The sequence below is a fragment of the Actinomadura atramentaria DSM 43919 genome (assembly GCF_000381885.1).
GTDB classification, from domain to species: domain Bacteria; phylum Actinomycetota; class Actinomycetes; order Streptosporangiales; family Streptosporangiaceae; genus Spirillospora; species Spirillospora atramentaria.
This window is the reverse complement of record NZ_KB907209.1, coordinates 605,961-620,582: the sequence shown is the minus strand read 5'-3', so window position 1 is coordinate 620,582 and position 14,622 is coordinate 605,961. Positions and strand designations below refer to the sequence as shown.

General features: G+C 74.7%; 13 protein-coding genes. 10 read left to right on the top strand and 3 right to left on the bottom strand.

Annotated features, from left to right (window positions below; all coding sequences use genetic code 11):
* Position 1: 1 nt before the first annotated feature.
* Together G339_RS0106865 and G339_RS0106860 are read right to left on the bottom strand one after the other, a co-directional pair.
* A complete protein-coding gene (locus G339_RS0106865) occupies positions 2 to 886 on the bottom strand; it encodes a diacylglycerol/lipid kinase family protein (protein ID WP_019630333.1) in 885 nt (294 codons plus the stop codon).
* Positions 883 to 2,499, bottom strand: a complete 1,617-nt coding sequence (locus G339_RS0106860) for an FAD-binding oxidoreductase (RefSeq protein ID WP_019630332.1) — start codon at positions 2,497 to 2,499, stop codon at positions 883 to 885. Before G339_RS0106860 ends, G339_RS0106865 begins: the two co-directional genes overlap by 4 nt.
* A 54-nt stretch (positions 2,500 to 2,553) precedes the next feature.
* Here G339_RS0106860 and G339_RS0106855 point away from each other — a divergent pair, with 54 nt between their 5' ends.
* Complete coding sequence (locus G339_RS0106855) at positions 2,554 to 3,201, top strand: TetR/AcrR family transcriptional regulator (protein WP_019630331.1); 648 nt, start codon at positions 2,554 to 2,556, stop codon at positions 3,199 to 3,201.
* Between the two features lie 65 nt (positions 3,202 to 3,266).
* Positions 3,267 to 4,805, top strand: coding sequence for a glycerol-3-phosphate dehydrogenase/oxidase (locus G339_RS0106850; protein WP_019630330.1), 1,539 nt, complete (start codon positions 3,267 to 3,269; stop codon positions 4,803 to 4,805).
* Positions 4,806 to 4,840: 35 nt separating this feature from the next.
* Here the strand turns inward: G339_RS0106850 and G339_RS0106845 are convergent, their stop codons facing one another.
* The gene (locus tag G339_RS0106845; RefSeq protein ID WP_019630329.1) at positions 4,841 to 5,437 is read right to left on the bottom strand and encodes a TetR/AcrR family transcriptional regulator; all 597 of its coding nucleotides are present in this window, start codon (positions 5,435 to 5,437) and stop codon (positions 4,841 to 4,843) included.
* Between the two features lie 119 nt (positions 5,438 to 5,556).
* Between G339_RS0106845 and fabG the strand changes: the two genes are divergently transcribed.
* From fabG to G339_RS0106805, 8 genes are all read left to right on the top strand, one after another.
* Positions 5,557 to 6,318 carry a 3-oxoacyl-ACP reductase FabG gene (gene fabG, locus G339_RS0106840; RefSeq protein WP_019630328.1) on the top strand — a complete coding sequence of 254 codons (762 nt, stop codon included), beginning with the start codon at positions 5,557 to 5,559 and terminating at the stop codon, positions 6,316 to 6,318.
* A complete protein-coding gene (locus G339_RS0106835; protein WP_019630327.1) occupies positions 6,315 to 7,328 on the top strand; it encodes a phosphotransferase family protein in 1,014 nt (337 codons plus the stop codon). The genes fabG and G339_RS0106835 overlap by 4 nt, the downstream gene beginning before the upstream one ends.
* Before the next feature lie 28 nt (positions 7,329 to 7,356).
* Complete coding sequence (locus tag G339_RS0106830) at positions 7,357 to 8,850, top strand: long-chain-fatty-acid--CoA ligase (RefSeq protein WP_019630326.1); 1,494 nt, start codon at positions 7,357 to 7,359, stop codon at positions 8,848 to 8,850.
* Positions 8,851 to 9,057: 207 nt separating this feature from the next.
* Entirely contained in the window at positions 9,058 to 10,707 is a 1,650-nt protein-coding gene (locus tag G339_RS0106825) for an ABC transporter substrate-binding protein (RefSeq protein WP_019630325.1), read from the top strand.
* Between the two features lie 26 nt (positions 10,708 to 10,733).
* Complete coding sequence (locus tag G339_RS0106820; RefSeq protein ID WP_019630324.1) at positions 10,734 to 11,678, top strand: ABC transporter permease; 945 nt, start codon at positions 10,734 to 10,736, stop codon at positions 11,676 to 11,678.
* Positions 11,671 to 12,558 (top strand): ABC transporter permease, encoded by an 888-nt coding sequence (locus G339_RS32855; protein ID WP_019630323.1) that lies wholly within the window; start codon positions 11,671 to 11,673, stop codon positions 12,556 to 12,558. The genes G339_RS0106820 and G339_RS32855 overlap by 8 nt, the downstream gene beginning before the upstream one ends.
* Positions 12,555 to 13,589: an ABC transporter ATP-binding protein gene (locus G339_RS0106810; RefSeq protein ID WP_019630322.1), complete on the top strand. Its 1,035-nt coding sequence runs from the start codon at positions 12,555 to 12,557 to the stop codon at positions 13,587 to 13,589. The genes G339_RS32855 and G339_RS0106810 overlap by 4 nt, the downstream gene beginning before the upstream one ends.
* A complete protein-coding gene (locus tag G339_RS0106805) occupies positions 13,586 to 14,596 on the top strand; it encodes an ABC transporter ATP-binding protein (RefSeq protein ID WP_019630321.1) in 1,011 nt (336 codons plus the stop codon). The genes G339_RS0106810 and G339_RS0106805 overlap by 4 nt, the downstream gene beginning before the upstream one ends.
* Positions 14,597 to 14,622 lie beyond the last annotated feature (26 nt).

Here is a 14,622-nt window from a genome sequence, read left to right as displayed (position 1 = left end):
GTTACCTCCGTGGGGTGATGAGGGGGAGGGCGCCGGGGAGGACCCGGACGGTCGCCGGGAGGGTGCCGATCTCGTCGCCGTCGGCGCACAGCGGGATCGGGCGGTCGGCGCTGACGGTCAGCGTCGTCGCGGTGGAGAGCCGCACCTGGGGCCGCTCGATGTGGCGGCCCTCGCGGGCCTCGTTGGTGAACGCGACGATCTCGCGCTTGGGGATGCCCTCCTCGACGACCATGACGTCCAGGCGCCCGTCGTCGAGCCGGGCGGGCGGCACGATCCGCAGCCCGTGCCCGTAGGAGCCGGAGTTGGCGATGACGACGCTGGTGGCGCGCACGGTGCGGCGCGTGCCGTCGGCGTCCAGGGCGACGGTCGGGTTCCGCCACGTCAGCAGCGCGATGGGCGCGGAGATCCGGTAGACGAGCAGGGCGGGCAGGAACCGCAGCCGGTTGATGACGCGGTTGGCGGCGGACTCGACGCCGAAGTAGGCGTTGCCGGGGACGATGACGCCGTTGACGTCGAGCACGTCGATCGGGTCGGCGGGGCCTTCCAGCAGCATCCGGGCGAGTTCGGGCGCGGCGGTGGGGACGCCGAGGAGCCGGGCGAGGTCGTTGCCGCGTCCGGCGGGGACGACGGCGAGGGTGCCGCCGCCGCGCACCGCGCCGCCCGCGGCGTCGCGGACGAGGCCGTCGCCGCCGACGGCGACGACGACGTCGCCGCGGTCCGCCGCGGCGGTGGCGCGTTCCACGGCGTCGGCGGAGGACGCGGTGGTCTCGGTGGTGACGGTGGCGCCCGCGGCGGCGAGGAGTTCGGCGACGGGCTCCCACATCGCGCGGGCGGCCCGCTCGCCGGAGATGGGGTTGACGAGCGCGGTGAACGACCGCGCGGTCACGGCGCGCCGCCCGCGATGAGCACGCCGGGATTGAGCACGCCCTCGGGGTCCAGCACCCGCTTGACGGCCGCGAGCGCCTCGACCGCCAGCGGCCCGACCTCCTCGGCGTACAGCTCGCGGTGGTCGGTGCCGACGCCGTGGTGGTGGGTGATGGCGGCGCCCGCGTCGCGGATGGCGCGGCCGGCGGCGTCCTTCGCGGCGCGCCACTGGGCGATCGGGTCGTCGGCGGCGGCGCAGGTGACGGTGAAGTACAGCGACGCGCCGGTCTCGTACACGTGGGAGACGTGGCAGAGCACGGCGGGCGGGGTGCCCTGCGCGGTGAGCGCGGCGGTGAGGGCGGCGGTGACGTCCGCGCGGAGCCGGTGCAGGTTCGACCAGAACGTGACGGTCTCCAGCGTCTCGGCGATGCCGCCGCCGTCCAGCACCGGGTCGCGCAGGTACGGGCCGCGGAACCGGCCGCGCCGCCACGCCTCCCCCGGTTCGGGGCCGAGCGGTTCGCCGCCGTGGCCGCGCAGGACCGCCGACGCGGCCGCGCGGCGCGCGGCGACCTCGGCGGGTTCGCCCTCGTATCCGGTGACCGCCAGGCAGCCGGCGGCGACCCCGCCGGTCTCCCCCGCCGGGTCGGGCAGGTTCGCGGCGGTCTCGGCCTCGTCCGACAGCCGCAGGACGGTGGGCAGCGGCCCGTCCTGGGCGAGGGCGCGCAGCGCGTCGGCGCCGGCCTCGAACGACGGGAACCGCCATCCCTCGAAGACGCGTTCGCGGGGGACGGGCCGCACCCGGACGGTGACGGAGGTGATGACCCCGAGCGTCCCTTCCGAGCCGAGGACGAGCTGCCGCAGGTCGGGCCCGGCCGCCGACTTGGGCGCGCTGCCGAGCCGGACGGTGCCGCGCGGCGTGGCCAGCACCAGGCCGACGACCATGTCGTCGAACCGCCCGTACCCGGCCGAGGACTGCCCGGCGGACCGCGCGGCGGCGTATCCGCCGATGCTGGCGCCCTCGTAGGACTGCGGGAAGTGCCCGAGGGTGAATCCGTGGCCGCGCAGCAGCTCCTCGGCGCGGGGGCCGCGCAGGCCGGTCTGGAGTTCGGCGGTGCGCGACACCGGGTCGACGCGCAGCAGCGCGTCGAGGCGCCGCAGGTCGAGCGCGACGAGCGCGGTGAACCCGGTGCGGTCGGGCGCGAGTCCGCCGACGACGGACGTGCCGCCCGCCCAGGGCAGGACGGCGACGCGGTGCGCCGAGCAGATCCGCAGGACCGCGACGACCTCGTCGTGGCCGCCCGGGTACAGCACGGCGTCGGGCGCGGCGGAGGCGTCCCCGGCGCGCAGGCGCAGCACGTCGGCCAGGGACCAGCCGCCGGTGTGCGCGACGCGGGTCGCGTCGCCGGTGTCGACGTGGTCGGGGCCGAGCGCGGCGGCGAGTTCGGCGCGGACGGCGTCGGGCAGCGCGGACGGCGCGGGCCGGACGTCGGCGATCTCGGCGGGCCCGGCGGCGGGCGGCGTCGCGCCGAGCGCGGCGAGGGCCTGCCGCGTCGCGTCGGGCAGCGCGGCGGGGCGGTCGGGGTCGCCCCACCGGTAGGGGTGGAAGCCCACGACGGGCAGTGCGGTCTCGGTCATCGGAAGCTCTCAATGCTCTCTACATGTCGGGGTGGCGCTGCTACGATTAAACACATGAGCCCAGAACGTTTCAATGGCAAGTCGGAACTGGACCGCATCCGGGCCCGTCCCGCCGAGGCCCACAATGCGATCCCGGAGGACCGCATCCTCGACGCCGCGAGGGACTCGCTGCTGGAACACGGGATGAGCCGGTCCACGATGGCCGACATCGCCAAACGGGCCCAGGTGTCGCGCGCGACGCTGTACCGGCGCTGGGACAGCGTGCAGAGCGTCATCGGCGCGCTCATCACCCGCGAGTGGGCCGCCATCGCCGACGCCGGGTACGCCCTCGGCGGCGCGCACGCCCGCGAGCGCGTCGCCAACGCGGCCGTCCACATCACCCGCGAGATCCGCGCGCACCCCGTCCAACGCAAGATCATCGAGACCGAGCCCGAGTTCCTGCTGCCCTACCAGATCAGCCGGCTCGGCACCAGCGTCGCCTACCTCCTCGCCCGCGTCGAGGACGCCATCCGCCAGGGCGCCGACGACGGCTCCGTCCGCCCCGGCGACCCGGCGCTCCAGGCCCGCACCGTTCTGCTCGCCGGCTGGTCCTTCACCGTCAGCGCGCCCGCCGTCGTCGGCGCCGCCACCGGGACCGGACCCGAGTTCGACGCGCTCGACGCCGAACTGCGCCGGCTCATCGACCGCTACCTCGCGCCCTGATCCGCAGCTCCCGCCGCTCCCGCACGGCACCGCACGGCGGGGCGCCCACCCACAGGAAGCCGCTTGTGAACACAACCGAGCCCTCCCGTTCCCTCAACGCCGCGCGCCGCGCGCGCGACCTGGACGCCCTCGCCGCCGGCGCCCGCCCCGACCTGCTCGTCATCGGCGGCGGGGCGACCGGCGCCGGGGTCGCGCTGGACGCCGCCGCCCGCGGCCTGTCTGTCGTCCTGGTCGACAAGCACGACCTGGCGTTCGGCACCAGCCGCTGGTCGTCCAAGCTCGCCCACGGCGGCCTGCGCTACCTCGGGACGGGCCATGTCGGCGTCGCCCACGAGAGCGCCGTCGAACGCGGCGTCCTGATCGAGCGCACCGCGCCGCACCTCATCCGCGCGCTGCCCAACGTCTTCCCGCTGCTGAACTCCCTGGACCCGCGCGCCGCCGCGCTGATCCGCGCCGGGCACCTGGCCGGGGACGCGCTGCGCGCCGCCGCGGGCACGTCCCGGCACACCCTGCCGCGCTCGCGCCGGGTGACGCGCGCCGAGCTGCGCCGCCTGGTGCCCCGCGTCCGCGAGGACGGGCTGCGCGGCGGCCTGGTGTTCTGGGACGGGCAGCTCATCGACGACGCCCGCCTGGTCGTCGCGCTCGCCCGCACCGCCGCCGGGCTCGGCGCCCGCGTCCTCACCCGCTGCGCGGCCGTCGAGGCGACCGGGACCGGCGCGGTGCTGCGCGACGAGACCACCGGGGAGCGGTTCGAGCTGCCGGCCCGGATGGTCGTCAACGCCGCCGGCGTGTGGGCGGGGTCGCTGGCGCCCGGCATCACGCTGCGGCCGAGCCGCGGCACGCACCTGGTGCTGCCGCGCGCCGCGTTCGGCGGGATGGACGCGGCGCTGACCGTCCCGGTGCCCGGCGAGCCGCACCGGTTCGTGTTCGCGCTGCCCGCGCCCGGCGACCGCGTGTACCTCGGCCTCACCGACGAGGAGGTCAAGGGCGAGATCCCCGACGTGCCGGAGGCCACCGAGGACGAGGTCGACTTCCTGCTGGCCACGATCTCCGCCGCGCTGCGCGCCCCGCTGACGCGCGCCGACGTCCTCGGCGCCTTCTCCGGGCTGCGCCCGCTGCTGGACGCCGGGAACGGCCGCACCTCCGACGTGTCGCGGCGGCACGCGGTGCTGACCGCGCCGGACGGCCTGGTCACCGTCGTCGGCGGCAAGCTCACCACCTACCGGCGGATGGCCGAGGACGCCGTGGACGCCGCGCTGGCCGCGCGCGGCGCGACGGCCGGGCCGTGCCGGACGCGGCGGCTGCCGCTGGTCGGCGCGGCGGGCCGGGCGGCGCTCGGCGCGGTGCCCGCCCCGGCGCGGCTCGTCCGCCGGTACGGCACCGAGGCGCCCGCGGTCGTCGCGGCGGCGGGCGGGGACCCGCGGCTCCTCGAACCGATCGCCCCGGGCCTGACCACGACGCGCGCCGAGCTGCTGTTCGCCGTCCGGCACGAGGGCGCGCTGGACGCCGGCGACCTGCTGGACCGGCGGACGCGGATCGGGCTCGTCCCCGCCGACCGCGAACGCGCGGGCGAGGCCGCCCGGGAGGCGCTGGCGACCGCGTGATCCGGTGCCCCCGCGTGCCCCCGCCCGCTCCCGCGTCAGGCGGGTTCCGCGCCGACGAGCCGCAGCGCCAGGTCCCGGAAGTGCGCGGCGACGTCCTCGGGCGTCCACCGGCCACGGTCGCTGTACCAGCGGCCGATGTCGATGCCGAGCGACACGATCGCCAGCACCGTCATGTCGACCCGGTCGGTGCGGAACTCGCCGGTCGCGAGGCCCGCCTCGACGATCGAGCGGAACACCCGCTGGGTGCCGCGCCGCCGCTCGGCGATCGCCGCCAGGTGGTCGGGGGCGAGCGCGTGCAGCTCGTAGTTGACGATCCGGGCGCGCGTGTGGTCCTCGGCGTGCCACCGGAAGTAGGCGCGGGCGACCGCCGACAGCCGCTCGGTGGGGGTGACGCCCTCGGCCGCCGCCGCCCGGACCAGCGCGAGCGTCGCGTCGTGGCCCGCCAGGGAGATCTCGAAGAGCAGGTCTTCCTTCGACCGGTGGTGGACGTAGATCGCGGCGGGGCTCATCCCGGCCCGGTTCGCGATGTCGCGGGTGGTGGTGCCGTGGTACCCGCGTTCGGCGAAGGCCAGCGTCGCCGCCTCGATGATGCGCCGCTGCGACGCCGACCGGGCGGGTTCCTCGGTGGTCACGGTGGCCTCCCGGTGCCGGGGCTGGTCGGTGCGGGCGGCCCTTGACGGTGCGCCGCCCGGCGGGCCAGAGTAGCAGCCGCTTACTACTGAACAAGCGCTTAGTAACCAAGGAGCTGGAGATGACCGAACCGACGCGGCGCACCGCCATCGTCACCGGCGCCGCCCGCGGCATCGGGGCCGCCGTCGCCGAACGCCTCGCCGCCGACGGGTTCGCCGTCGCCGTCCTCGACCTGGAGGAGTCCGCCGCGCGGCGCGTCGCCGACCGCGTCGAGGCGGCCGGCGGCCGGGCGCTGGCCGTCGGCGCCGACGTGTCCGACGAGGCCGCCGCCGAGGCCGCCGTCCGCCGCGTCGCCGACGAGCTGGGCGCGCCCGCGGTGCTCGTCAACAACGCCGGGATCATCCGCGACAACCTGCTGTTCCGGATGTCGGCGGACGACTGGGACGCCGTGATGGGCGTCCACCTGCGCGGCTCGTTCCTGATGGCGCGCGCCGCCCAGGCGTACATGACCAAGGCCGGGTGGGGGCGGATCGTGAACCTGTCGTCCACGTCCGCGCTCGGCAACCGCGGCCAGGCGAACTACGCCGCCGCCAAGGCCGGGCTCCAGGGCTTCACCAAGACCCTCGCCCTGGAACTCGGCAAGTTCGGCGTCACCGTCAACGCGATCGCGCCCGGCTTCATCGAGACCGAGATGACCGCCGCGACCGCCGCCCGCGTCGGGATGGACTTCGAGGAGTTCAAGCGCGCCGCCGCCGCGCAGATCCCCGTCGCCCGCACCGGCCGTCCCGAGGACATCGCCGCCGCCGTGTCGTTCTTCGCGCGCGAGGAGGCCGGGTTCGTGTCCGGGCAGGTCCTGTACGTGGCGGGCGGGCCGAAGGCGTGACCGCCCCCGCCGACCCGCCCGGCCTGCCGCTGGCCGCGCTCGCCGCCCACCTCGACGCCGCCGCGCCCGGCCTGCTCACCGGCCCGCTCACCGCGCGGCGGCTGCCCGGCGGCCGGTCCAACCTCACCTACGCCGTCACCGACGGGGCCAGCACCGTCGTGGTGCGCCGCCCGCCGCTCGGCCACGTGCTCAGCACCGCCCACGACATGGGCCGCGAGCACCGGGTGATGTCCGCGCTCGCGGGGACCGGCGTCCCCGTCCCGCGCACCCACCTGCTGTGCGCGGACCCCGACGTGATCGGCGCGCCGTTCACCGTCATGGAGCTGGTCGACGGCGCGTCCTACGCGGGCGCCGACGACCTCGCCCCGCTAGGCCCGGACCGCGTCCGCGCGCTCGCCGACCGGATGGTCGCGGCGCTCGCCGCGCTGCACGCCGTCGACCCCGCGGCCGTCGGCCTGGCCGGCCTCGGCCGCCCCGACGGCTACGTGCGCCGCCAGGTGGAGCGGTGGCGGCGGCAGTGGGAGGCGTCCAAGACCCGCGAGCTGCCCGCCGCCGACGCCCTGTACGCCCGGCTCGCCGCGGCGGTGCCCGCCCGGTCCGACGCCGCGGTCGTCCACGGCGACTACCGCCTGGACAACCTCCTCGTCGACGGCGACGACCGCGTCGCGGCCGTCCTGGACTGGGAGATGGCCACGCTCGGCGACCCGCTCACCGACCTGGCGCTGCTGCGCGTCTACGGGGAACGGCCCGCCGCGCCCGGCCGGCCGCCCGTCGCCGCCGCGCCCGGCTTCCCCTCCGGCGACGAGCTGTTCGAGCGGTACGCCGCCGCGTCCGGCCGGGACGTCGCCGCGCCCGGCTTCTACCTCGGCCTCGCCCACTTCAAGCTCGCGGCGATCTCCGAGGGCATCCACCGCCGCCACGCGATGGGCCGGACGGTCGGCGACGGGTTCGACGAGATCGGCGCGGCCGTGCCCGGACTGCTCGACGCGGGACTGGCCGCCCTCACCTGATGGAACGTTCCCACCCCCCGGAGGCACCATGACCGCGCTCTCCCTCGCCACCGTCCTGGCGACCGCCGCCCGCCGCTCCCCCGCCGCGACCGCCCTGGTGGAGGGCGACCGCCGCCTCGACTACGCCGAGGTGTGGCGGCTCGCCCGCCGCGTCGGCGGCGCGCTGGCCGCGCGCGGCGTCGGGCCGGGCGACCGCGTCGCGCTCGTCGCGCCCAACGCCGTCGAGTTCGTGACCGGCTACTACGGCGTCCTCGCCGCCGGGGCCACCGTCGTGCCGGTCCCGACGCTGCTCACCGCCCCCGAGGCGGCGCGGACGGTGGCGAGCGCGTCCGCCGCCGCGCTGCTGTACCACGGGACGTACCGGGACCTGGCGGCCGAGGCGGCCGACGTCGCGGGCGTCCCCGCGCTGGCCGTGGCCGACCTGACCGAGGACGGCCCGGAACTCGCCGAGGCCGTCGCCCGCGACGCGTCCGACACCGCCGTCGTCTTCTTCACCAGCGGCACCACCGGCCGCCCCAAGGGCGTCCTGCTCACCCACCTCAACCTGGTGATGAACGCGACCGTCAACGCCTTCGACGGCGACGGCCTGTCCCCCGACGACACGGTCCTCGGCTGCCTGCCGCTGTTCCACCTGTTCGGGCAGACGGTCACGATGAACACGGCCTTCCGCGCGGGCGCGACGCTCGTCCTGCAGCCCCGCTTCGACGCCGCCGCGTGCCTGGACCTGATGGCCGCCGAGAAGGCCACGGTCTTCGCGGGCGTCCCGACCATGTACGTCCGCCTGCTGGAGGCCGCCGGCGCGACCCCGGCGCGTCCTCCCCTGCGCGTCTGCGTCTCCGGCGGCGCGTCCCTTCCGGTGGCCGTCCTGGAACGCTTCGAGGAGACGTTCGGAACCCAGATCCTCGAAGGCTACGGCCTGTCCGAGACGACGGGCGCGGGCACCGCCAACCAGACCCGCTTCGGCACCAGACCCGGCACCGTGGGCCACCCCCAGTGGGGCGTCGAGGTCGAAATAGCCGACCCGGACGCCGAGGACCGCGTCGTCCTCCTCCCGCCCGGCGCCCCCGGCGAGATCGTGATGCGCGGCCACAACGTCTTCGCGGGCTACCTCGACGACCCGGCCGCCACCGCCGCCGCCCTGGTGGACGGCTGGCTGCGCACCGGCGACATCGGCACGAAGGACCCCGACGGCTTCATCACCGTCGTCGACCGCAAGAAGGACCTCATCATCCGGGGCGGCTTCAACGTCTACCCCCGCGAGGTCGAGGAAGTCCTCACCCGCCATCCCGCCGTGGCCCAGGCGGCGGTCGTCGGCCTCCCCGACCCGGTGTCCGGCGAGGAGGTCTGCGCCGCCGTGACCCTCCACCCCGGCGCCACGGCCACCGAGGACGAGATCCGCGCCTACGCCCGCGAGCGCCTGGCCCGCCACACGTACCCGAGGATCATCAGGATCCTCGACGAACTCCCGATGGGCCCCAGCCACAAGGTCCTCAAGCGGGAACTGCGAGAAGCCCTCAAGTAACCGCGGAACCGGCGCGGCCGCAGCACCCCCGGCGGGCGGCCGGGCGGTGCGCGGAGGCGTCGCCCCGCACGAGCAGTACTGAAACATTCAGGAAACATCTGTATTGACACTTGAGTGACTTCTGTTACTGTTACACCACTTCGCAATCTGTTGCAGCAAGCGCAGGTTCGGCCAGCTCACCTGGCCTTTCGAGAGGCGAACAGCACCATGCACGATGAACTCAGCCGCCGCGGCTTCCTGGCCCGCGGAACCGGCTCCGCCCTGGGGATCGTCATGCTCGCCGGTGGCGGCAACGGCCTGCTGGCCGCGTGCTCGTCGTCGGACGGCACCGCCGCGGACGGTGAGCCGGGCGTCTCGACGGAGACCCCGAAGCGCGGCGGCACCCTGACCGTCGGCGTCCTCGCCGAGCAGAAGGGGTTCAACCCGCTCGTCTCCAACTGGGACACCGTCGGGCTCATCTACGGCAACACGATCTTCGACACGCTGACCCGCATCGACGCGGACGGCAAGTGGGCGCCCAACCTCGCCGAGTCGATCACCGTCAACGACGAGGCGACCGAGTTCAGGATCAAGGCCCGCGCCGGTGTCGCGTTCCACGACGGGACGCCCTGCGACGCCGCCGCCATCGCCGCGAGCCTCACCGCGAACTGGAAGTCCGAGAGCAACGGCCCCGCGCTGCTGAACGTCAAGGACGTCAAGGCCAAGGGCGACGAGGTCGTCGTCACCGCGCACACCCCGTGGCCCGCGTTCCCGTACTACCTGAGCGAGTACTGCGGCGTCGTCCTGGCCCCGGCGATGCTCAAGGACAAGAACGGCCTGGCCGACAAGCCGATCGGCACCGGCCCGTTCAAGTTCCAGAGCTGGACGCCCAACGACAAGCTCGTCGTGGTCCGCAACGAGAAGTACTGGCGGGACGGCCTGCCCTACCTCGACCAGGTGGTGTTCAAGCCGATCGCCGACGACCAGTCCCGCGCGAACGCGCTGAAGGCCGGCGACGTCGACCTCGTCCACTGCGTCGGCCCGAAGGTGATCCAGCAGCTCAAGGACGACTCGTCCGTCGCGTCGGCGACGGACGAGAAGGGCGCCACCGAGCGCAACATGGACACGCTGATGATCAACACGGCCAAGGCGCCGTTCGACGACCTGCGCGTCCGGCAGGCCCTCGCGTACGCCACCGACCGGGACCGGCTGCGCAAGGTCATCGACGTGGTGAACCCCGCGTCCGACGGCCCGTTCGGCCCCGGTTCCCCGTACCACTCCGAGACGGGCTTCCCCAAGTTCAACCTCAGCCGGGCCAAGCAGCTCGTCGCCGAGTACGAGCGGGAGAAGGGCAAGCTGCCCGTCATCACGCTCACCGCGCTCAACGACCAGACGGCCGTCGCGCGCGCCCAGATGGTCCAGGCGATGTGGAAGAACGCCGGGATCGAATGCAAGATCGAGCAGCTCGCGCAGGGCCAGGCCGTGCTGAACGCGCTGCTCGGCAAGTACGACGTCGTCCACTGGACGCAGTTCGCGGCCGGCGACCCCGACCTGAACTACACCTGGTGGTCGGAGCTGACGGCCGCGCCGATCGGCAAGCCGTCGCTGAACTTCACCCGGTTCAAGGACGCCGACCTCCAGAAGGCGCTCGTGGCGGGCCGCACCAGCGTCAAGGACGCCGACCGCGTCGCCGCCTACCAGCAGGTCGCGAAGGTGTTCGCCGAGAAGGTCCCCTACATCTGGCTGAACCAGGCGGTCTACCTCGTCGCCGCCAAGCCGGCCGTGCGGAACTGGGACAACGGCACGCTGCCCGGCGGGAAGCGCGCCCAGAAGACCACCACCGGCGTCATCAACGTCACCGAGACCTGGCGCCGGTAGCGGCGCCCCGCAAGGAGTGTGAGCCGATGCTCCGGCTGGCTCTGAAGAAGCTCGCGATACTCGTCCCGGTGGCGCTGGCCGTCTCGGTCCTGACGTTCCTGCTGATGAACCTGCTGCCGGGCGACCCCGCGTACACGATCCTCGGCTCGCGGGCGACTCCGCAGTCGGTGGCGGAGCTGACGGCCCGGCTGCACCTGGACGAACCCGTCTGGACGCGGTACTCCTCCTGGCTCGGCGGCGTCCTGACCGGCGACCTCGGCCAGTCCTACCTCAACTACCAGCCCGCGTCGTCGCTGATCGGGCACGCGCTTCCGGTGACCCTGGAACTGCTCGTGCTGTCGCAGGTCATCGCGCTGGCGCTCGCGGTGCCGCTCGGCGTGTACTCGGCGCGGCACCCGCGCGGGTGGGTGGACCGGATCGCCTCCACCGTCTCGTTCGGGACGCTGGCGATGCCCCCGTACATGCTCGGGGTCCTGCTGGTGTCGGTGTTCTCGGTGGGGCTGAAGGCGCTGCCCGCGACGGGGTTCACGCCGTTCGGCGACGACCCCGGGCTGAACCTGCGGTCGATGGTGCTGCCGTCGCTGACGCTGGCGCTGGGCTCCCTGGCCGTCTACGTCCGGCTGCTGCGCACCGAGATGATCTCGACGCTGCAGCAGGACTTCGTGACGGTCGCCCGCGCCAAGGGCCTGCCGGGCCGGGCGGTCCTGTGGCGGCACACCGTGCGGCCGTCGATGTTCTCCCTGGTCACCGCCGTGGGGATCAACCTCGGCTCGCTCATCGGCGGGGCGTTCGTGGTCGAGTACATCTTCGCGCTGCCCGGCGTGGGGGCGCTCACCCTCAACTCGATCTTCCAGCGCGACTACCTGGTCGTCCAGGCGTGCGTGCTGGTCGTCGCGGTGGGCTACGTGCTCGTGAACCTCCTCGTGGACCTGCTCTACCCGATCATCGACCCCCGGGTGCGCCATGTCTGAAACCATCGTCCTGACCAAGGACGTCCCGGCGGCGGCCGCCGCCCCCGACGACGCCGCCGCGCCGCGCCGCCGCCTCGGCCCGGTGTTCTGGGTCGCGGCCGGCTGGCTCGCGCTGATCGTGCTGGCCGCCGCGCTCGCCGACCTGCTGCCGCTGTCGCGGCCCGGCGACCTCGGCGACGCGATGCCGGGCGCGGGACCGTCCGCCGGGCACCTGCTCGGCACCGACGACCTCGGCCGCGACCTGCTGTCGCGGGTGATCTACGGGGCGCGGGTGTCGCTGATCGTCGGGTTCGCCTCCATCGCCGTCGGCCTCGCGGTCGGCGGGGTCCTGGGCCTGCTCGCCGGGTACTTCCGCGGCTGGGTGGACGCGGTGATCACCGCGGCGGCCAACGTGCTGCTGGCGTTCCCGGCGCTGGTGCTCGGCCTCGCGGTCGTGACGTTCCTCGGGCCGTCGCTGCCGCACGTCACGCTGGCGATCTCGCTGCTGGCGATCGGGCCGCTGACGCTGATGGTGCGCGGCGCGACGCTGATGTTCAGCGAACGCGAGTTCGTCCTGGCGTCCCGGCTCGTCGGCGCCCGGACCCACCGGACGGTGCTGCGCGAGGTGCTGCCGAACGTCGTGCCGTCGGCGCTGTCGCTCGGCCTGGTCAGCGTCGCCAACGCGATGGTCGCCGAGGGCGGGCTGTCGTTCCTCGGGCTGTCGGTCCGGCCGCCGGACCCCACCTGGGGGAACATGATCGCCGAGGGGAGCGCCGTGCTGGAGCGGACGCCGGCGGTCGCGCTGTGGCCCGCCGTCGCGATGTTCCTGACCGTCCTGTCGCTCAACTACGTCGGCGACCGGCTCCGCGGCCGCTTCGACGTCAAGGAGGGGGCGCTGTGACCGCCGCCGAGGAGTCCCCGCTGCTGCGGGTGACGGACCTGACGACCCACTTCCGCACCGACCGCGGCCTCATGCGGGCCGTGGACGGGGTGTCGTTCACCCTGGAGCGCGGCCGGACGCTCGGCGTCGTCGGCGAGTCCGGCTCGGGCAAGACGGTGCTGTCCCGGTCGGTGATGGGGCTGCTGCCGCGCGGCGACGTCGTGCGCGGCGGAACGGTCCAGTACGCGGGCGAGGACATCTCCGCGCTCGACGAGGACGGCCTGCGCCGGCTGTGGGGCCGCGAGATCGCGATGGTCTTCCAGGACCCGATGACCTCGCTCAACCCCGTCGTGCGCATCGGCCGCCAGATCACCGAGCACCTGCGGCTGCACACCGGCGCGTCCCGCGCCGACGCCCGCGCCAAGGCCGCCGCGCTGCTGAAGTCCGTCGGCATCCCCGAACCCGAGCGGCGGCTGCGCGAGTACCCGCACCAGCTCTCCGGCGGGATGCGGCAGCGCGTCATGATCGCGGTCGCGCTCGCCACCGGGCCGAGACTGCTGCTCGCCGACGAGCCCACCACCGCGCTGGACGTCACCGTCCAGGCCCAGATCCTCGACCTGCTGCGCGCCCAGCAGCGCCAGCGCGACATGGCGATGATCCTGGTGACGCACGACCTCGGCGTCGTCGCCGGACGCACCGACGAGGTCGCCGTCATGTACGCCGGACGCGTCGTCGAACGCGCCCCCACCCGGACGCTGTTCACCAACATGCGGATGCCGTACACCGAGGCGCTCGTCCGCTCCATCCCGCGGATCGCCGACCCCGGCCACACCCGGCTCGCCGCGATCCCCGGCCGTCCGCCGGACATGACCCGGCCGCCCGCCGGATGCCGCTTCGCGCCGCGCTGCGCGTACGCGCGGGACAAGTGCCGCGCCGAACAGCCCCCGCTCCGCGAGTCCGGCGAACCCGGACACACCTTCGCGTGCTGGTACCCGGTCGGAACCCCCGAGGGCGCCGCCGCCCTGGAACGCAACCGCAAGGAGGCATCGTGACGGCCACCGCCCCGCACCTGCGCGCCGCCGACGCCGCGCTGCTGCGCGTCGAGGACCTGGTCGTGGAGTTCCGCGCGGCCGGACGCCGCCGCGTCCACGCCGTGTCCGGCGTCAGCTTCGACGTGCTGCCCGGCGAAACCCTCGGCATCGTCGGCGAGTCCGGCTGCGGGAAGTCCACCACCGCGCGCGCCGTCATGCGGGTGACGCGGCCCGCGTCCGGCTCGGTGCGGTTCCGCGGCGCCGAACTCACCCGGCTGTCGGAGCGCGGGCTGCGGCGGATCCGCACCTCGATGCAGATGATCTTCCAGGACCCGGTGTCGTCGCTGAACCCGCGCCGCCGCGTCCGCGACATCGTCGCCGAACCCCTCGTCGTGTGGGGCCGCGGCGACGCCGCCGCCCGGGAGGCCAAGGTCCGCGAGGCGCTGGCCGCAGTCGGCCTCGACTACGACGTCGTCGGCGACCGGTACCCGCACCAGTTCTCCGGGGGGCAGTGCCAGCGCATCAGCATCGCCCGCGCGCTGGTCCTGGAACCCGAACTCCTCGTCTGCGACGAGCCGGTGTCCGCGCTGGACGTCTCCGTGCAGGCGCAGATCCTCAACCTGCTGGAGGATCTGAAGGAACGCTACGGGCTGACGCTGGTCTTCATCTCGCACGACCTCGCGGTCGTGAAGAACGTGTGCGACCGCGTGGCCGTCATGTACCTCGGGAAGGTCGTGGAAGTGGCGCCCGCGGACGCGCTCTACCGCGCGTCCGCGCACCCGTACACGCGCGCGCTGCTCAGCTCGATCCCCGACCCGGACCCCGACCCCGGCCCCGACGCCGCCGCGCGCGACGCCGAGTACGGGCCGCGCGGCGAGTCCCCCTCGCCGCTCGACCCGCCGTCGGGCTGCCGCTACCGGACCCGCTGCCCCCTCGCCCAGGACAAATGCGCCCGCGAAGTCCCCGAACCCCGGCAACTCGACGACGGCCACACCGTCGCCTGCCATTTCCCGATCACGACGTCCTGACCTGCCGCGACGCCGCGCGGGAATAC

Bases quoted from the DNA above. Each gene is read 5' to 3' on its own strand.
- G339_RS0106860 (WP_019630332.1), bottom strand. From the start codon at position 2,499: ATGACCGAGACCGCACTGCCCGTCGTGGGCTTCCACCCCTACCGGTGG.
- G339_RS0106855 (WP_019630331.1), top strand. From the start codon at position 2,554: ATGAGCCCAGAACGTTTCAATGGCAAGTCGGAACTGGACCGCATCCGG.
- fabG (WP_019630328.1), top strand. From the start codon at position 5,557: ATGACCGAACCGACGCGGCGCACCGCCATCGTCACCGGCGCCGCCCGC.
- G339_RS0106830 (WP_019630326.1), top strand. From the start codon at position 7,357: ATGACCGCGCTCTCCCTCGCCACCGTCCTGGCGACCGCCGCCCGCCGC.
- G339_RS0106825 (WP_019630325.1), top strand. From the start codon at position 9,058: ATGCACGATGAACTCAGCCGCCGCGGCTTCCTGGCCCGCGGAACCGGC.
- G339_RS0106820 (WP_019630324.1), top strand. From the start codon at position 10,734: ATGCTCCGGCTGGCTCTGAAGAAGCTCGCGATACTCGTCCCGGTGGCG.
- G339_RS32855 (WP_019630323.1), top strand. From the start codon at position 11,671: ATGTCTGAAACCATCGTCCTGACCAAGGACGTCCCGGCGGCGGCCGCC.